14 protein-coding genes are annotated in these 17,365 nt (G+C 70.7%); 4 read left to right on the plus strand and 10 right to left on the minus strand.

All coding sequences use genetic code 11. From position 1 onward, the window contains the following. Positions 1-16: 16 nt before the first annotated feature. On the minus strand, positions 17-3,034 hold the full coding sequence (locus D7X32_RS23870) for a non-ribosomal peptide synthetase (RefSeq protein ID WP_120604880.1): 3,018 nt from the start codon (positions 3,032-3,034) through the stop codon (positions 17-19). A 390-nt stretch (positions 3,035-3,424) separates the two neighbouring features. Here D7X32_RS23870 and D7X32_RS23875 point away from each other — a divergent pair, with 390 nt between their 5' ends. Next, a complete protein-coding gene (locus D7X32_RS23875) occupies positions 3,425-3,841 on the plus strand; it encodes a hypothetical protein (protein WP_120604881.1) in 417 nt (138 codons plus the stop codon). Positions 3,842-3,859: 18 nt separating this feature from the next. Here D7X32_RS23875 and D7X32_RS23880 read toward each other — a convergent pair whose 3' ends face one another. Next, a complete protein-coding gene (locus tag D7X32_RS23880; protein WP_120604882.1) occupies positions 3,860-4,834 on the minus strand; it encodes an NADPH:quinone oxidoreductase family protein in 975 nt (324 codons plus the stop codon). 362 nt (positions 4,835-5,196) lie between these two features. Between D7X32_RS23880 and D7X32_RS23885 the strand changes: the two genes are divergently transcribed. Next, the gene (locus D7X32_RS23885) at positions 5,197-7,452 is read left to right on the plus strand and encodes a M4 family metallopeptidase (RefSeq protein WP_120604883.1); all 2,256 of its coding nucleotides are present in this window, start codon (positions 5,197-5,199) and stop codon (positions 7,450-7,452) included. A gap of 132 nt (positions 7,453-7,584) precedes the next feature. Here the strand turns inward: D7X32_RS23885 and D7X32_RS23890 are convergent, their stop codons facing one another. The 4 genes from D7X32_RS23890 to D7X32_RS23905 all read right to left on the minus strand — a co-directional run bounded on the left by D7X32_RS23890 (position 7,585) and on the right by D7X32_RS23905 (position 11,581). Continuing rightward, a complete protein-coding gene (locus D7X32_RS23890; protein WP_120604884.1) occupies positions 7,585-8,865 on the minus strand; it encodes a DUF418 domain-containing protein in 1,281 nt (426 codons plus the stop codon). Between the two features lie 69 nt (positions 8,866-8,934). Continuing rightward, complete coding sequence (locus D7X32_RS23895; protein WP_120604885.1) at positions 8,935-10,227, minus strand: DUF418 domain-containing protein; 1,293 nt, start codon at positions 10,225-10,227, stop codon at positions 8,935-8,937. 86 nt (positions 10,228-10,313) lie between these two features. Next, positions 10,314-11,153, minus strand: a complete 840-nt coding sequence (locus D7X32_RS23900; protein ID WP_120604886.1) for a metallophosphoesterase family protein — start codon at positions 11,151-11,153, stop codon at positions 10,314-10,316. Positions 11,154-11,218: 65 nt separating this feature from the next. Further along, complete coding sequence (locus D7X32_RS23905) at positions 11,219-11,581, minus strand: response regulator (protein ID WP_120604887.1); 363 nt, start codon at positions 11,579-11,581, stop codon at positions 11,219-11,221. A 129-nt stretch (positions 11,582-11,710) separates the two neighbouring features. On the opposite strand from D7X32_RS23905, the gene D7X32_RS23910 reads away from it, so the two are divergent. Beyond that, complete coding sequence (locus D7X32_RS23910) at positions 11,711-12,076, plus strand: helix-turn-helix transcriptional regulator (RefSeq protein WP_120528580.1); 366 nt, start codon at positions 11,711-11,713, stop codon at positions 12,074-12,076. 14 nt (positions 12,077-12,090) lie between these two features. On the opposite strand, the gene D7X32_RS23915 is transcribed toward D7X32_RS23910, so the two are convergent. Continuing rightward, positions 12,091-13,305 carry a DUF790 family protein gene (locus D7X32_RS23915; RefSeq protein WP_120604888.1) on the minus strand — a complete coding sequence of 405 codons (1,215 nt, stop codon included), beginning with the start codon at positions 13,303-13,305 and terminating at the stop codon, positions 12,091-12,093. Between the two features lie 33 nt (positions 13,306-13,338). After that, positions 13,339-14,742 carry a DEAD/DEAH box helicase gene (locus D7X32_RS23920; RefSeq protein WP_120604893.1) on the minus strand — a complete coding sequence of 468 codons (1,404 nt, stop codon included), beginning with the start codon at positions 14,740-14,742 and terminating at the stop codon, positions 13,339-13,341. A gap of 292 nt (positions 14,743-15,034) precedes the next feature. On the opposite strand from D7X32_RS23920, the gene D7X32_RS23925 reads away from it, so the two are divergent. After that, positions 15,035-15,445, plus strand: a complete 411-nt coding sequence (locus D7X32_RS23925; RefSeq protein ID WP_120604894.1) for a response regulator — start codon at positions 15,035-15,037, stop codon at positions 15,443-15,445. 12 nt (positions 15,446-15,457) lie between these two features. Here the strand turns inward: D7X32_RS23925 and D7X32_RS23930 are convergent, their stop codons facing one another. Both D7X32_RS23930 and D7X32_RS23935 read right to left on the minus strand, forming a co-directional pair. Continuing rightward, positions 15,458-16,069 carry an outer membrane beta-barrel protein gene (locus D7X32_RS23930; RefSeq protein WP_120604889.1) on the minus strand — a complete coding sequence of 204 codons (612 nt, stop codon included), beginning with the start codon at positions 16,067-16,069 and terminating at the stop codon, positions 15,458-15,460. Further along, positions 16,066-17,142, minus strand: a complete 1,077-nt coding sequence (locus D7X32_RS23935; protein ID WP_158625747.1) for an IPT/TIG domain-containing protein — start codon at positions 17,140-17,142, stop codon at positions 16,066-16,068. The genes D7X32_RS23930 and D7X32_RS23935 overlap by 4 nt, the downstream gene beginning before the upstream one ends. Between the last annotated feature and the right edge of the window lie 223 nt (positions 17,143-17,365).

A 17,365-nucleotide genomic window follows, 5' to 3' on the forward strand; every position in this document is an offset into this window, starting at 1 on the left:
TCCCGCACGGCCACTGCTACGCGGCGAGTGCCGCGCAGCGGTGGCGCGCGAACAGGTCCTTCACGTAGCGGCCCAGCAGGGCCGAGTCGATGTCCGGGCACTGGATGTCCGTCCCCGCCAGCGCGGCGCGCGTGTGGTCCGTGCGCACGCGCGGCGTGCGGTGGTGCAGCTCCAGCACCGTGCGGGTGCCGTGGTAGACCTTCTCCCGCAGGAACGCGACCAGCGGGAAGAGGGCGTTGTCCGGCCCCACCCGCCCCAGCTCCCGCAGCCACACCGCCGGCGCCACCCGGCGCACCGGGTGCCCGTGCTCGCCCAGCAGGTCGAAGAGGGCGTTGTGGCTCGGCTCCTGCTCGCGCTCCGGCGCCAGGTTGTACGTGCCGCCCGGGGCCTGGGTGAGCACCAGGTGCGCGGTGGCGTTGGCGACGTAGTCCACCGGCACCGGCAGCCAGTACTTGTCCGGCAGGTCCGGCGACATGCCCAGCTGCGCGTTGCCCACCAGCAGCCGGCACAGCATGTCGTCCGCGTTGCCGATGCCCGTGCGGCTGTGGCCCTGGATGAAGCCCGGCCGGTAGATGCTGACGGGCAGGCCGCTTTCGCGCGCGTCCGCGGCGATGCGCTCCGCGACCCACTTGGCCCGCGTGTAGCCGTTCTCGTAGACCATCAGGTCCAGCGAGCGCTCCAGCGCGAAGTCCTCGTCCACCTCCTCCAGGCCCAGCAGCGTGCCCACCGCGCCGTGGACGCTGAGCGAGGACACGTGGTGCAGCGGCTTCGCGCGGCCGTGCGCGCAGAAGGCCAGCACCTGAAGCGTGCCGTCGACGTTGGGCTTCCCTGCGTCCGCGTACGGCAGGATGTAGCTGATGCTCGCGGCCGAGTGCACCACCGCGTCGCACTGGAGCGCCAGGGCGTCATGCACGGACGCCTCCAGCCCCAGCCGCGTCCGGGTGATGTCGCCCGCCACCGCCTGGATGCGCCCGTCGCGCCAGGGCAGGTGCACGCCGTACTTGCGCGCGGTGGCGCGAAGCCGCGCGCCGGCCTCCGCGTCGTCCCGGGCCCGGACGAGGCAGTGGATGCGCTCCACGCGAGGCGCCAGCGCGGCCAGCAGGTGGATGCCCAGGAACCCCGTCGCCCCCGTGAGCAGCAGCGTGCGCGGCGGCTGTTTGACGAGCGCGGGGACCGTGAGCAGGGGCAGGGCCGCGGACCGCGCGTCGGTGAGCAGCGTGGCACGCACGCCCTGGGAGCCCGCTTCGGCCGGGGCCGCGCCGGCCTCGCAGAAGGGCAGCAGCAGCTGGGGCGTGGGGTGCGAGTACACGCGGCGCGACGGCAGCGACACGCCGAAGTCCTCTTCCACCTGCGCCAGCACGTGCGCCACGCCCAGCGAGTCACCGCCCGCCTGGAAGAAGTGCGTGTTCGCCGTGACGGTGCCCGGCGCCGCGCGCAGGCCCCGCTCGAAGGCGCGGCACAACCGCTCGATGGGCGTCGCGGGCGCCGAGGGTGCCGCGGCGCGGGTTTCGGACGCCGCGGCGCCCACCCAGTCCGCGGGGGGCGGCAGGGCCTGCCGGTCCACCTTGCCCAGGTGGGGCATGAGCGGCAGGCGCGGCAGCGCCACGAAGCGGTGCGGCACCATGTAGTCCGGCAGCACGACGCCCAGGTGCGCGCGCAGCGCGTCCATGTCCACCGTGTGGCCCTCCTGCACGCTGTGGTAGGCCACCAGCAGGCCCGTCGTCTGGCCCTGCGCGTCCGTGTGCTCGAAGACCGTCACCGCCGCCTGCGCGACGCCGGGGTACGCGTACAGCGCCTGCTCGATGGCCTCCAGCTCGATGCGGAAGCCACGCAGCTTCACCTGTTGGTCCATGCGGCCCAGGAACACGAGCGCCCCGTCCGCGCGCCGCACCGCCTCGTCGCCGGTGCGGTACCACCGGGCGCCCTCCGCGTCCGTGGGGAAGCGCTCGCGCGTGCGCTCGGGCTGGTTGCGGTAGCCCTCCGCCACGCCCTCGCCGCCAATCCACACCTCGCCCGTCGCGCCCTCCGTGACGTCCTTCCCGTCCGGACCCACCACGCGCAGGCACACGCCCGGCAGCGCCTGGCCAATGGGCACGGGCGACTCGCCGCCCTTCACCCGGTACGCGGTCGCGCAGACCGTCCCCTCCGTGGGGCCGTAGGCGTTGAAGACGCGGCGGCCGGACGCATGCCACCGCTCCGCGAGCGGCGCCGGGCAGCGCTCACCCGCCATCACCACGCACGCCACGTCCGGCAGCGTGTCCACGTGCGGCCCCAGCTGCCCCAGCACGGACGGCGGCAGGCACAGGTGCGTCACGCGCTGCTGGCGCAGGTACTCCGCCATGCGCCGGCCGGGCAGCAGGTCCTCGCGCGAGCCCTGCACCACGGCGCCGCCCGCGAACAGCGTGGGGAACACCTCCCACACCGAGGCGTCGAAGTTGATGCTCGCGAACTGGAGGTGCCGCGTGTCCGGCCCCAGGCCCAACAGCGGCGCCACGCCGTGCACCAGGTTCGAAAGCCCCCGGAAGGTGCACACCACGCCCTTGGGCTCCCCCGTGCTGCCGGAGGTGTAGATGAGGTAGGCGGTCCGGTCCGGCGGCGCTTCGATGAAGTCTGGGACGTCCGGGACCTCCGCGTCCTCCACGCCGTCCGCCGCCGTCGCATCCGCCTCCAGGAAGGGCAGGGGAGAACCCAGCCATGTCTCCAGAAGCTCCACGGAGATGCGGTGCATGCGCTGCGTGACGACCCCGCGCAGGCCCGCGTCGCGCAGGATGCGCAGGAGCCGCTCGTCGGGGAGGAACGGATCCAACGGCACGTAGGCCGCGCCCGCCATCCAGATGCCCAGGATGGCCGGGATGACCTCCGGCCCGGGCACCACCATCAACCCCACGCGGTCTCCCGGCTGCACGTTCCACTCGGAGCGCAGCCTGCGTGCCACCCGGGATGCCCGGCGCAGCAGCTCCGGTTGCTTGAGCACCGTGGCTCCGAAGGCGATTTCCGCGGTCGGGGGAAGACGCAGCGTGGACGGGAGGGCCATGGTGCATTCCTTGGATGTGGTGACTCGCGCGGCACAGGGCTTCGCGTGTGAAAGTCTAAAGACTGTCAGCGCCCGCGCAATAAGTAGGAACCACGCGGTGATACACGCTGAGTCTTGATTGCAACACACACGCTCGGGTCATCCGCGCCCCCGTCTCTCCCAGGGGACGCACGCACACGGTGTATGTCATTCCTGTCTGGATATATCTTTGGAGCGATGCGGGCACGTGTCGCCACGCCAGTGTGACAATGTCTGTCTTTTTCCCGTGGGGGTGTGCCGCTGCCGCGCGTGAGCCCCCGGCGGGTGGGTACAACCTGATTCGTTGGGGTGGGTCCGCACCCCCTGGCGCGCTGGATGATTCAGGCGGGCTGGGCTGTAGTGGAGGACCGGATGCCTTCGTTACGACACGCCTTCCTGCTCACCGCCGTGCGCGAGCTTGGCCGCTCGGTGCCGGACATCGCCCGGACGCGGGGCTCCTGGGATGCGTGTCTGGAGCGGATCCGCGAGGTGTGCATCACGACGCTGGGCATGGAGTACGACACGCTCGCCCGTTTCGACGCGCGCTCCGTCGTCGGCCTCTTCGCCCATCCAGAGCAGGCGCGCATCCTCGCCCGCCTGGTGGATGAGCGGGCCCGCCTGTGCGAGGCCCACGGCCGGTACGCGGACGCGCTGGCGGACAGCGTCTACGCGGGCCAGCTCCTCATGTGTTCACGCGCCCGCTTCGGCCTGCCCCGGGACGCCCGTGCCGCGGACGTCCTGGAGCGCGAGGCGGGAGCGCCCTCACCCCTGCCCTTCGCGGGGGAGTGACGCCCGGCGCCTTGTGCGTCAGCCGGCCTTCACCTTCAGGACGACCTTGCCCACGGCCTGGCGCGACTCCAGCTCGCGCAGCGCCTTCGCGCCGTCCTCGAAGGGGAAGACGCGGCCCACCAACGGATTGACGATGCCGCGCGCCGCGAGCGCCTCCAGGTCCTTCGCGATGGCGCCCGTCACTTCCGGCGCCTGCATCAGGAAGGCACCCCACGCCACGCCCACCACGGAGACGTTGCGCAAGAGCAGCCGGTTCACCGCGACGGACGGAATCTGGCCGCTGGCGAAGCCCACCACCAATAGCCGCCCCTCCGGCGCCAGCACCTTGAGGCTCTTGTCGAAGACGTCGCCGCCCACGGGGTCCAGCACCACGTCCACGCCCCGGCTGTCCGTGGCCTCGCGCACGCCGGCCTGGAAGTCCTTCAAGAGGAGCACGCTGTCCGCGCCCGCGCGCTTCGCCATCTCCACCTTGCGCTCGTCGCCCACCACCGCCAGCACGCGCGCCCCTGCGCCCTTGGCCACCTGCACCGCCGCGGTGCCCACGCCGCCCGCCGCGCCGTGCACCAGCACCGTCTCTCCCGCGCGCAGCTGTCCGCGCCGGTGCAGCGCGAAGTGCGCCGTGTGGTAGTTCATCACCACGCCCGCCGCCTGTTCGAAGCTCCACCCCTCTGGAATGGGGAAGGCCAGCTCCGGCGCCACCACGCAGGCCTCCGCGAAGCCGCCCAGCGTGAAGGAGAAGCCCATCACCCGGTCGCCGGGCTTCACCCGCGCTCCCGCCGGCGCGGCGCGCACCACGCCCGCCACCTCCACTCCCGGCACGAAGGGCACCTCCGGCTTCATCTGGTACTGGCCGTGGGTGAGCAGCAGATCCGGGAAGCTCACGCCGGCCGCCACCACATCAATGAGGACCCCGTCTCCGGCCTCCGGCTCCGGGACCTCCACCATCTCCAGGCCCTCGGGCCCCGTCAGCCGCTGAAGTTGCAACGCGCGCATGTCTGTCGCCTCCCGGGGCCGGGACGCTAGCCCGCCCGCCCCGCCCGGAGGGGCCCTGCCTGTGTCAGCGGTGACACGGGACCCACCCGGGTCGGGAATAAATGAGACGGCAATTTCTCCCCGTCGTTCACTCATTGCACGCATCTGCGGACAGGTGCTTCAACCATGAAGTAGCCGCCTTACTGGTTTGAAGCATCAACCCCGTATTCGCAGGGCTGCGTGAGTCCCTCCGTCATTTCAAGCAGTTGCGAGATATCTCGAAGTCTGAGAAACGACGTAAAAGTAGAATTCTCGCCTGTACTTGAAATACGCGCATCGCTTGTGGCACAGTGTTTCCTAATCTTTCCCCTTAGGAGGATTACATGTACGAGAAGCGAGTATTCGGCGCCCTGGGTGCCGCTGCCCTGTCCCTGTTGGTTGGTGCCTGCACTGACGGCGCTCCTGCCGCGAACACGGAGGACGCGAACATCCAGAAGGCTTCCGCCAACCTGGCGGCGGGCCAGAAGGTCATCGCGGCGGACTCCGACGCGGTCCCCACCTTCCTCACCGGTTCCTTTGGTTCGGTTCCCGCTCCCTCGGCGATTCAGGGCATCGCGGCCCAGCAGCAGCTGGCGCCGGTGCTCGCGGGCGTGGCGCCGCTGTTCCGCCTGGACCCGAACGACCTGTTCCTGAAGCGCGCCTACGTCGGCTTCGACGGTGACACGCACTTCCGTTACGGCGTGACCAAGAACGGCATCCTGGTGCAGGACGCCGAAGTCCGCCTGCACGCGCGCAACGGCTCCGTGTTCGCGGTGAACACCAACGCCCGTGGCGACCTGAAGGCGGAGGTCAAGGCCTCCATCGCGTCCGAGGCGGCCATCGCGGCGGCCATCGGTGATCGCGGCTCCCCCGAGCGCGCTGGCACCAACGCGGAGCCCCAGCTGGTCTACCGCCGCTCGGGCAACGAGCTCATCCTGGCGTACGAGGTTCGCATCCAGGGCGAGCTGAAGGACACCACCCCGGTGGATGACTCCGTGTACGTGAACGCCAAGACGGGCGACGTCTTCGAGCGCGTTCCGCACATCCACTCCGCGCTCAAGCGCGAGGTGTGGGACCTGCAGCACCGCACCACGCTCTCCACGGCCGTCAAGGGCCGCTTCGAGGGTGAGGCCCCGGTCGCCGACGCCGTCATCAACAACAACTACGGCCACCTGGGCACCGTCTACAACTGCTACAACAGCCTGTTCGGCCGCGACTCGTACGACAACGCCGGCCACCTGCTGAAGAGCTACGTCCACTACAGCAACAACTACGTCAACGCCTACTGGGACGGCTCCCAGATGGTGTACGGCGATGGCGACGGCGTGAACGCCTCCAACCTGGCGAACTCGCTGGACGTGACGGCGCACGAGCTGACGCACGCGGTGACGGAGTACGAGTCCAACCTCACCTACTCCGGTGAGTCCGGTGGCCTCAACGAGTCCCTCTCCGACATCTTCGGCGCGGTGTGCGAGTGGTACGGCAAGGGCAAGGTCATCGACGAGGGCACCTGGATCGTCGGCGACGACGTCTGGACCCCGAGCATCCCGGGTGACGGCCTGCGCTACATGAAGAACCCCACGCAGGACGGGGACTCGCTCGACTACTACCCGGACTACTCCTCCGGCGTGGACGTGCACTACAGCTCGGGTATCTCCAACCTGGCGTTCTACCTGCTGTCCGAGGGTGGCACGCACCCGCGCGCCAAGACGACCCAGGTCGTCGCCGGCATCGGCTTCGAGAAGGCCGCCAAGGTCTTCTACAAGATCAACGCCGACCTGCTGGGCGCGTCCTCCAACTTCGAGGCGGCGAAGACCGCTTCCGAGCAGGCCGCGACGCAGCTGGGCTTCACCGCGGCGGAGATCGCCTCGGTGGGCAACGCCTGGAAGGCCGTGGGCGTGGGCGTGCCCGTGCCTCCTCCGGTGACCACGCCGATCGAGAAGGGCGTGCCCGTGACGGGCATCTCCGGCACCTCCGGCAGCAAGCAGTACTACTCGGTGACCATCCCCGAGGGCGCCACGGACGTGACCTTCACGCTGTCCGGTGGCACGGGTGACGCGGACCTCTACGTCCGCAAGAACAACGCCCCGACGGACTCCCTGTACGACTGCCGTCCGTACAAGTCCGGCAACGCGGAGACCTGCACCTTCGCCACCTCCGGCGCCAAGGGCATCTGGTACGTGATGATCAAGGGCTTCACCACCTACGCGAACACCAGCCTGTCCGTGACCTGGAAGGGTGGCTTCGAGGACATCGGCAACGAGACCCGCATCGAGAACCTCTCGGGCGTGCCGGGCTCCAGCCGCACCTTCATCATCGACGTGCCCGAGTTCAAGAAGGACTCCGGCATCAACACCCTGTCCCTGGCGCTGGGCGAGGGCGAGGGCAACGCCGACCTGTACGTGCAGGCCGCTTCCGCTCCGACGTTCACGTCCTACCTGGGCCGTGGCGTGAAGGAGAGCGCGACGGAGAGCGTCATCCTGCGCAACATCCCGGCCGGCAAGTACTACATCACCATCGTCGGTGTGCCGAGCCTGGTGGACAAGACCGTGGACGGCTACATCAAGACCGTCTTCGCGGCCTCCTACAAGGTCCCGTAGTGCCTGAAGGCGCAGGGCGCGGCGAAGCTGCCGCGCTCCGCTCCTGAAACCCCGGGCTCCCGCTTCCTCGCGGGACCCGGGGTTCTTTTTTTGTCCGGCGCGGGTCCCGCTGGCTTCCCGCGCCGGTGGCCTTCAGTTCGCCGCGGGCGCCGCGGTGGGGACCGGGCGCATGGGCTGGAAACGGCCGTAGGTGAGCGAGCGCCACAGCCACTCCACCGGGCCGAAGCGGAAGCGCGCCAGCCACCAGTGGCTGAAGGCGACCTGGACCGCGAAGCCTGCCAGGCTCAGCAGCACCGTGAGCGAAGGCGGCGTGCGGGCCACCAGCCCCAGGCCCCAGCCGTCATACAGGCACAGGCTCATCACGGACTGCATGAGGTAGAGCGTCAGGGCCATGCGGCCCGCGGGCGTGAACACGCCCAGCACCTTGCGCCAGCGCTCCTTCTGGAAGAGCAGCGCGAAGGCCGCCGCGTAGCCCGAGCCCAGGAAGACGATGCCCACGTCCTTCACGATGCGCATCCACACCAGCCAGCCCGGCGGGTTCGCCACGCCCCAGTACGCGAGGTTGAGCGCCATGACGAACAGCCCGATGACGCCGCCCACCCCCAGCCCCCACGCGGCCAGCTTCCGCAAGAGCGGGCGGTGGCGCTCCACGTCCTGCAGCAGCCCCCGGCGCCCCGCCCACAGGCCCACCAGGAAGCGGCCCAGGATGATGGACAGGAGGATGGGACGGCCCGGGTTGGAGAAGGCGGCCCAGCCGTAGTGCGCGTTGGCCCGCTGGCTGGTCACCACCGAGTCGCTGGACAGGCCGGCCAGGTACTCCGCGCGGCGCGAGGCGTCCTCCTCCCGCGTGGCCTTCTGGGCGCGCTCCGTCGCCGCCGCGCCGTCCATCAGCACCGGGAGCACCCGCTGCCCCACGGAGAAGACGACGGGCAGCACGAACAGGAGCACCGCCGCCCAGACGAGCACCGTCTTCTCGGAGGCCTTGCGGAACAAGAGCAGCAGGAAGCCCACCAGCGCGTAGGTGCTGAGGATGTCGCCCACCCAGATGGCGAACATGTGGACCAGCCCGATGCCCAGCAGCACGAGCAGCCGGCGCCGGTACACCGGCACGATGGACGTGCCCCGCCCTTCCGCGCGCGTCATCTGCAGCGCGAACCCCAGCCCGAAGAGGAAGGCGAAGAGGGTGACGAACTTCTGCTCGATGAGCAGCGCGAAGAGCGAACTGACCCCGATCTCCAACGGCGACGCGGCCAGCGCCAGGGCCTGCTCTCGCGGCATCATCTGCCGGCCGTTGAACCAGTTCAGGCTGTTGGAGATGAAGACACCCAGGAGCGCGAAGCCGCGCAGCGCGTCCAGCGTGTGGACGCGCTCGGAGTTGTCGATGGGACCGGCGGAAGGGGGGGACTCGGACATGCCGGGCACTACATGCTGGCGCCCTTGGCAGCGTCAAATCACACCCCCCCAGGCATGGGAGCAGGCGGATCAGTGCGCCGTGCGCGCCTCGTTGGCGGGAGCAAGGCGCATGGGCTGGGCGCGGCCATAGGTGAGCGAGCGCCACAGCCACTCCACCGGACCGAAGCGGAAGCGCGCCAGCCACCAGTGGCTGAAGGCGACCTGCCCCGCGAAGACGCCCAGGCACAGGAGCACCGTGCGCGACGGCGGCGTGTGCCCCACGAGCCCCAGGCCCCAGCCGTCGTACAGCCCGATGCTGATCACCGACTGCATGAGGTAGAGCGTCAGGGCCATGCGGCCCGCGGGCGTGAGCACGCCCAGCACCTTCCTCCAGCGCTCCTTCTGGAAGAGCAGCGCGAAGGCCGCCGCGTAGCCCGTGCCCATGAAGAGGTAGCCCACCTCCCGCAGGGTGCGCATGCCCACCATCCACACCGGCGGGTTGACCTGCCCGCCGGGGCCGCCCTGTTTGCTCAGATAGAGCACCAACGACAGGGTGGCGATGGCGCTGCCCACGCCCAGCCCCCACGCCACCACCCGCACGAGCAACTTGCGGTGGCGCTCCACGTCCTCCAGCAGCTTCTGGCGTCCGGTCCACAGGCCCAAGAGGAAGCGGCCCAGGATGATGCACAGCCAGATGGGACGTCCCGGGTTGGGCAGGTTCTGCCAGGCGAAGACGGCGTTGGCCTTCTGCGACGTCAGCACGGACTCGCTGGACAGGCCGGTGAGGAACGCCGTGCGGTGCGCGGCCTCCTCCTCGCGCGTGGCCTTGGCGGCGGCTTCCGCGGCCTCCTTGCCGTGCAGCAGCTCCGGGCCGAAGCGCTGCGCGATGGACAGCGTGAGCGGCAGGACGACGAAGAGCACCGCCACCCAGGTGAGCACCGTCTTCTCGGAGGCCTTGCGGAACAAGAGCAGCAGGAAGCCCACCAGCGCGTAGGTGCTGAGGATGTCGCCCACCCAGATGGCGAACATGTGGACCAGCCCGATGCCCAGCAGCACGAGCAGCCGGCGCCGGTACACCGGCACGATGGACGTGCCCCGCCCTTCCGCGCGCGTCATCTGCAGCGCGAAGCCCAGGCCGAAGAGGAGGGAGAAGAGGGTGACGAACTTCTGGTCCACGAAGAAGGCGTAGAGCTGGCGGACCACCATCTCCAGCATGGGCGCGGCCAGCGCCTGTGCCTGCTCCTGCGGCAGGAGCTGCCGGCCGCTGAACCAGCTCAGGCTGTTGGAGAGGAAGACGCCCAGGAGCGCGAAGCCGCGCAGGGCGTCCAGCAGGTGCACGCGCTCGGAGGCTTCGACGGGACCGGTGGAGGAGGGCTCGGGCATGGTGCGCAACTACACGCCCGCGTGCGCCGCACCGTCAAACGCACCCGGGGGTGACGCGGCTTTGAGTCGCCCGGTGACTCGCGACGTCACGGCGGCGGGGCGGATTTCTGCGGGCCCGGCAGAACCTCGCGCAGGCAGCGCTCCAGGCCGCCCCGGTGGCGCCACTGCATGGGGTAGCCCAGCGACACCTCCTCGAAGCGCACGCCGTCGCGCCACAGCGTGGAGGGCATGTGCAGGTGCCCCGTCACCACCACCTCCGCGCGGTAGCGCGTGTGCCAGTCCTCCGTGAGGCGCGTGCCGCACCAGATGGAGAAGCGCGGGATGCGCGGCAGGCGCACGTGCTCGTAGCGCAGCGGGTAGTGGTTGATGAGGATGGTGGAGCACCCCTCCGGCAGCCGCTCCAGCCGCGCGCGGGTGCGCTCCACGCGCGCGTGGCACCAGGCCTGACGGGTGGGGTAGGGCTCCGGGTGGAGCAGCACCTCGTCCGTGCACATCAGGTCGTCCTCCCAGGCCCACTCCAGCGCCTTGTCCGCGGGCACGGTGTCCGGGCGGAAGGTGTAGTCGTAGCCCAGGAACATGGGGACGACGACGCGGTGCGGGCCCTCGCCCGGCCAGCGCGGATAGGGGTCCTCCGGCGTGAGCGCGCCGTAGCGGTGGCACAGGTCCACCATGCGCAGGTAGCGCGCCTCGCCCTTCAGCGGAGGCTGCTCGGAGGGCATGGTCCACAGCTCGTGGTTGCCCGGTACCCAGACGACCTGGCGGAAGCGCGCGGTGAGCGTGCGCAGCATCAGCTCCATGTCCGCGAGCGTTTCGCCCACGTCGCCGCCGACGATGAGCCAGTCGTCCGGGCGCGGCGCGAGTGCCGCCAGCGCCTCGTGGTTTTCCTTGTGCCGCAGGTGCAGGTCGCTGATGGCGTAGAGCTTCATGGCGTGCGTGGGAAGGTTCCTACCTTAACGCGCACGGCCGCGCGCGCCATGGGAACGCCCGGCCGTCAGCCCAGGGTGGCGAGGAGCGCCAGCACCTGCTGCGGCGGCGCGGCGCGGTCCATCCAGGTGATGCCCGTCTCCCGCAGCCCTCGCGCGGGAGGATGCGTGGTGTGCAGCGCGCACGCGGCGCGCGGATGCCGGGCGCGCACGCACGTGAGCAGGCACAGCCCGTCTCCATCCGGCAGGCCGTAGCCGCTCACCACCACGGAGGGCGCCGCTTCTCCCATCAACCGCTCCGCTTCGCGCACGCCCTGGGCGAAGCGCTTGTCGCCGGGCAGGTGCCTGGACAGCCGCCGCAGCGCCGCGAGCGCGCGCGGATCCGCGTCCACGAAGAGGAAGCTGGGAGGGAGGTTGGAGGGCTCTCGCATGAAGGCGGTGGGTGGTACGGACAGGCTTGACGCAAGAGGTTGTGTCGCGAAAAGCCTACCCCGGAAGTTCTTGGAAGCCAACCTCTCAAGTCATATCGACATGGGCGAACCCGGTAGGTTAACGACCCCATGGAAAAGACCCTCGCATCCCGGCTCGGAGGTGCGGCCCGCGTCGCCCGCACGCGCCTGAACCTGACCCAGGCGGACGTGGCGGAGCGCATCGGCATCGCGAGTGAAGTCTATGGGCGGCTGGAGCGCGGGCACATGCTGCCCAGCATCCAGACCTTCCGCCGGTTATGCGTCGTGCTGTCCATCTCCGCGGACGAGGCGCTGGGTCTGAAGCCGTCGCAGGACGTGAAATGGGCCGCGGAGCCTCCGTCCGACTACGGCGAGTCCGCGGAGTTGCGCCGGCTGTTGCGCCGCGCGAAGCAGCTGGACCGGGGCTCCATCCGCATCCTCAGTGTGCTGGCCTCGCAGTTCAAACCCCGGAGCTGACGACGCCCCGGTGCTCATCCGGCCTTCGCCGCGCCGTCCCATCGCGCGAGCCGCTCCCGCAGCTTCCGGACGGAGGGAAAGCCGTTGAAGAGCACCACCTGCGGGTGATCCTCCAGCACCTGCCGCTCCGCCGCCTCCTTCGCCAACGCCCGGTCCACGCCCAGCAGCAGTCCCCCGTCGGGACGCGCGCGCAGCTCCGACAACCTGCGTGACAGCGGCGCCGCGTGCCACGGGTGGAACAGCTCCAGCGCGACCTCCTGGCCCGTCTTGCGGTGGCGGAAGGTGAGGTCGGGCACGCACAGGCCGGCGGCGCCGGTGTGGCGGGGCAGGGGCGTCAAATCCAGCTCCCAGGCCGCGTCCTCGAAGCCTTCGGCCAGCGCGGCCACCTCCGCCGGGACGTGCCCCAGCGCGGCGGGCAGCGGGGACACGAGCGGATCCTCGTGGCTCAGCTGGAGCGTGGACTTCTTGCGCGCGTCCTCCAGCACCGCGGAGAGGTCCCAGCGCTCCAGGATGGGGACCACGGAGAGGAAGTTCGCGAGCTGCAGGCCGTACTTCTTCTGCAGGGACAGCATGGCGCCGGGGCCCTCCACCTCCAGGGACCAGTCCTCGCCGTCGCGCCGCACCTCCGCCACCAGCCGGCAGAACTTCAGCCAGCGCAGCAGCTTGCGCACGCGCAACAGCTCCGGCGACCGCGCGCGCAAGGTGAGGCGCCGGGCGTTGAGCAGCGGTCCCTGCGCGAGCGCCAGGTTGTAGCGGTCCAGCAGCCCCTGCGGCGTGAGCGCCTCGCCGTCCCAGCCGAGCAGCTTCCGGTTGCCGGGCAGGTCCGAGTAGAGCGCTTCACGGGTCGCGGGGAGGGGGGCGTCCAGGGCCTCGGTGAGGCGCGCTTCGTAGGCCTCCAGGGGGGTGTCCGGAGAGAGCGTCCGCAGCACCTTCGCGCCCACGAGCAGCGTGCGCCAGCGCGCTTCCGTGGCGCCTTCACCCGCCTCGTCGAAGAGGAGCCGGTCAAGGAGCAGCTTCACCAGTCCGCGCGCGACCTTGGGGCGGCTGAACGCGCCGGCCTTGAGGCTGAAGGCCTCCTCCACGTCGTCGCGGCTCTGGCCGCGAAAGGCCTCCGCGTCCGCGAGCAGCTCCTTCGCGAGCGCCTGGAGGGACGGGTCGTGCGTCTTCACGAAGGAAGGCCGCAGGATGCCTTCGCGCACGCGCGACGCGAGCAGCTCACGCGTCAGCATGCGGAGGCCTCCGGGCGCGGTGGTCCAAACCCATCAAGTACCGGCATCGGGAGGGGCCTCCGGTTCCTGGTAGGCGCGGTGCTGTCTGCGCCTTTCGCTGATGCCGCTCTCCGCCGTCTGCGCGGAGCACACCTCGTACAGCAGGGCGCGCTTGCCGGGGCGCTTTCGCAGGATGCGGCCCAGGCGCTGCACGTGTTCGCGCACGCTGCCGCTGCCGCTGAGGACCACGCCCACGCGCGCGTCGGGCACGTCCACGCCTTCGTTGAGCACCCGGGAGGTGAGCAGCACCGGCAGCTCCGCGCTGGCGAACGCGGCCAGCAGGGCCTTGCGCTCCGGCAGGGGCGTGTGGTGCGTGAGCGCGGGAAGGAGCAGCTTCCGCGCCAGCGTGTAGACCGTCTCGTTGTCGTCCGTGAAGACGATGGCGCGGTCCTCGCGGTGCTCCAGCAATATCTTCCAGAGCGCGTCCAGCTTGCCGCTGGAGGTGAGCGCGATGCGGCGCTGCTCCCGGTAGCCCCGGTAGGCCGCGCGGCCTTCGTCGCTGCGCTGGCTCTGCGCCAGGAAGCGCGCCCAACCCTCCGGTGAAGCGAGCGGCACGCCCAGCTTCCGCACGAATGTGAGGTAGCGGCCTCGCGCCTCGTCGTAGCGCGTCTTCTCGTCGGGCGTCAGCGGCACCTCGATGCGGCGGACCTCGTAGGGCGCCAGGTACTGGCCCTGGAGCTCGTCGATGCCGGTGCGGTGCACCAGCGGCCCCAGCAGCTCCTCGCACACGCGCTCGCCACCGTCCGCGCGCTCCAGCGTCGCGGTGAGTCCCAGCCGGTAGGGCGCGAGCGTCCCCTCCGCGATGAAGCGATAGCTGGGCGCGGGCAGGTGGTGGCACTCGTCGCAGATGAGCAGGCCGAAGCGGTTGCCCGTGAACTCCATCTGCATCGCCGCGGAGTCGTACGTCGTCACCGTGAGCGTCTGCCGGTCGTTGACGCCGCCGCCCACCATGCCCACCGGGCCGGAGAAGTGCTTCGCCAGCACGCCCTGCCACTGCGCCATCAGGTCCAGCGTGGGCACCACCACCAGCGTGGGCCGCTTCACCCACGCGATGGCCAGCACCGCCAGCAGTGTCTTGCCCGCGCCCGTGGGCAGCTCCACCAGCCCCCGGCCACCCGCGCGCGTCCAGGCCTCCAGCGCCGCGCGCTGATGCGGAAACGGTTCGATGGGCACCGTGAGCGGCAGTTCCACCGGCTCGAAGCGCTTCGCGCGGTCTTCGTAGGGCAGCCCGCATTCGCGCAGGCGCAGGACGACGTCGCGGTAGTGCAGCGCGGGAGCGCGGAAGACGCCCGTTCGCCCGTCCTTCTGGAAGAGCGCGTGCAGGCGCTCGTCGTCAGGCAGCGTCGGGGCCACCAGCGTGCCGCTGTCGTAGTGCAGCTCGGTGAGGGGGATGGGCAGGGGCTCGATGGCGGACGCTCGGGACGCGAAGAACCGACGTGGGAGGAGACTCGCGCAGGAAGGGAAGTAGCGGGTTGGAAGGCGCTCCGCCACTCTGGCCCGCACGGCGGGAAGAAGCCACGGGCGCGGACGATCGGCTGCCTGGAGGCACTGCATGCCTTCTGGACGCGGGACGGATTGCTTTGGTGGGGGGCAGGGCGTTACCTGCTCAATCCATGCCCTGGACCCGCCCCGCCGCTGCTCGCCGTGTTCCGCTCGCCGGCTGGAGGCCCGTGTCCTTCCGGGCTTCGCGCTGATGCGGGTCCTGGTCGTCAGCCCGCATCCGGCATCCCGCGCGCTGCTCAGCCGCTTCCTGGACGCGGAGCCCGACATCGAGGTCTCCGCCACGGGTGAGCCCGATGACGCCTTCGCCTCCATCGCGGAGAACAAGCCCGCGCTGGTGGTGGTGGATCTGCGCCGCCCGGACGAGGATCACCCGCTGTTCCTGGGGCTCTTGCGCAAGCGGCACCCGTCGCTGCCGGTCATCTCGCTGGTGCCCGGCCGGCTGCGCATCTTCGACGGCCGCTCCGAGCGCGTTCGCGAAGCCCACGGCGACACCGCGGAGGCGCTGCACCACCTGATCGGGTCGGTGCTCCAAGCCACGCGCGACCTGCTGGCCCAGCACCTGCTGCGGATGTTGCGCCCGCCGGTGGGCCGGGCCTGAGATGCCGCGAGACTACAGGCGCAGCCGGTAGCCCACGGCCACGAGCACCGCGCCCGCGTTCACGTCACCGGTGGTGAGAAAGTCCACCGGCGCGAAGTGGTACTTCGCCTCCAGGAAGGCGCCGCCCGGACCCAGCGGCAGCTCCGCGCCCACGAGCGCCTGGAAGCCCAGCCCGCCGCCACTCTCCGACGCGGTGCTGTCGAACGACTCCACCGTCGCGCGGTGCAGGTACAGGCCGGGGCCCGCGCCCAAGTAGGGCGTGAGCGGCCCGAGTGCGCGGGGGAAGCGGAACACGGCGGACAGCTGGATGGCCACCTCCCGCTCGGCGAGCGTGTACGGCGACTCGATGGGCTGGCCCAGGTTGTCGAGCTGGGGTCCGCGCAGGGTCCCCGACGTGGAGGGCCGGTAGTAGTTCACCTCCAACACCAGCGCGAGGCGCCGCTGGAGCAGGGGCGTGAGGTAGCCCACCTCGCCGCCCAGGAAGAGGTCACCCCCGAGCGAGGTGACGGGCTTGATGAAGCCCACCTTGGGCGCGATGAAGAAGGGGCCTTCCCGGTCCTTCTTGTTGGCGTTGGAGGGGGCGGCGGCCAGCGCCGCGGCAGCGAGCAGGGCGAGGGCGTTCATGGGGAGACGGTGAAGCCGGAGGACGCGGGGATGGTTCCGAAGGCGCCGCTGGGGTCCGTGACGATGAGCCCGTAGGTGCCGGGCACGATGCCGCCGGGACACGTGGGATCCGTGACGGGCCGCGTGTCGAAGCCGGAGCACGTGGGCACGGTCGCCTTGAGCTGCGTCGCGGAGACGTAGGCCACGTCGTACAGCGGGATGTTCACCGTCTGGCCCGGGTCCGTCTTCACGGGCGCGACGAGGTACACGTCGTGGGAGCCGGGCGTGAAGGCCGCCCCGGCGCTGGTCAGCGTGACGGCCCTGTCGCTGCCGGCGGGGCCGCTGGAGGGCGACACGGAGAGGGTGCCCAGCGGCGCATAGGCGACGGTGAGCGCCTGGGGCCGGGTGACGGCGCAGCCCTCGGGGTTGGTGAGGGTGATGGCGTAGGTGCCTTCCGGCGTCGCGGGGGGCACCTCGGTTTCGATGCGCGTGTCGGAGACGACGGTGAGGGTGAAGAGGGGCTGGTCCTCTTCGCCCGCGCGCTGCAGGACGATGAGCGGCAGCGCGTCCGAGCGGAAGCCGCTGCCTTCGATGACGAGGGGGCTGCCGGCGCTGTAGTGGAAGCCCTGGGGCGCGGTGATGCTCGTGATGACCGGTGGCGGCACGACGCGCAGGGCGTCCTCGAGCTCGGCGGTGCCCCCGAGGGGGTTCGTCACGGAGACGGTATAGGCGCCAGGTGCGAGCGTGCTCGACGGCGTGGTGTCGCGGGTGGGCAGATCCATCCGCATGAGTTCGGTGCGCGCGAAGAAGAGGTGGTCGGCGGGCAGCGTGTAGTCGCTCGGGCCGCTCAGCGAGACCTGGGGCAGCTCCACCGAGGGCGTGTCGGTGAGCGCGTCGCGAGGCATGGGGGTGAAGCGGCTGCCGAGGAGCTCCAGGCGCCATCCTGCGGTGCCGCCCCCGGCGTTGCAGACGCGCGCGGGGGTGACGAGCCGTTGCAGCGGATTGATGAGGCCCTCGAGCTTCGGGGGGGTGCCTTCGGTCGATTCGGAGCAGGCGACCAGGCTGAGCAGTGCGGCGGCGACCGGAAGGCGCACGGGTTCCTCCATCATCCCGTCAACAAGGCTGTCACACGTTAGGCCGGGGCCCGGGAGGGTCAGGAGTTTTTTCCGGCTCCGCGCCCACAGCGCGGGTGGTTCTGCTGGGCTGGGTGATTCAAGTCGCTGATATTACAGGGGAATATGGCTGTGAGCAGCGTCGGCACGGCGAATGCTTAGGCACCACGGCAGCAGGGACGGGCAGCACGGTGGGGGGATGGAG

This window comes from Corallococcus carmarthensis, from assembly GCF_003611695.1.
GTDB classification, from domain to species: Bacteria; Myxococcota; Myxococcia; order Myxococcales; family Myxococcaceae; genus Corallococcus; species Corallococcus carmarthensis.

Bases quoted from the DNA above. Each gene is read 5' to 3' on its own strand.
- D7X32_RS23870 (WP_120604880.1), bottom strand. From the start codon at position 3,034: ATGGCCCTCCCGTCCACGCTGCGTCTTCCCCCGACCGCGGAAATCGCC.
- D7X32_RS23875 (WP_120604881.1), top strand. From the start codon at position 3,425: ATGCCTTCGTTACGACACGCCTTCCTGCTCACCGCCGTGCGCGAGCTT.
- D7X32_RS23880 (WP_120604882.1), bottom strand. From the start codon at position 4,834: ATGCGCGCGTTGCAACTTCAGCGGCTGACGGGGCCCGAGGGCCTGGAG.
- D7X32_RS23885 (WP_120604883.1), top strand. From the start codon at position 5,197: ATGTACGAGAAGCGAGTATTCGGCGCCCTGGGTGCCGCTGCCCTGTCC.
- D7X32_RS23890 (WP_120604884.1), bottom strand. From the start codon at position 8,865: ATGTCCGAGTCCCCCCCTTCCGCCGGTCCCATCGACAACTCCGAGCGC.
- D7X32_RS23895 (WP_120604885.1), bottom strand. From the start codon at position 10,227: ATGCCCGAGCCCTCCTCCACCGGTCCCGTCGAAGCCTCCGAGCGCGTG.
- D7X32_RS23900 (WP_120604886.1), bottom strand. From the start codon at position 11,153: ATGAAGCTCTACGCCATCAGCGACCTGCACCTGCGGCACAAGGAAAAC.
- D7X32_RS23905 (WP_120604887.1), bottom strand. From the start codon at position 11,581: ATGCGAGAGCCCTCCAACCTCCCTCCCAGCTTCCTCTTCGTGGACGCG.
- D7X32_RS23910 (WP_120528580.1), top strand. From the start codon at position 11,711: ATGGAAAAGACCCTCGCATCCCGGCTCGGAGGTGCGGCCCGCGTCGCC.
- D7X32_RS23915 (WP_120604888.1), bottom strand. From the start codon at position 13,305: ATGCTGACGCGTGAGCTGCTCGCGTCGCGCGTGCGCGAAGGCATCCTG.
- D7X32_RS23930 (WP_120604889.1), bottom strand. From the start codon at position 16,069: ATGAACGCCCTCGCCCTGCTCGCTGCCGCGGCGCTGGCCGCCGCCCCC.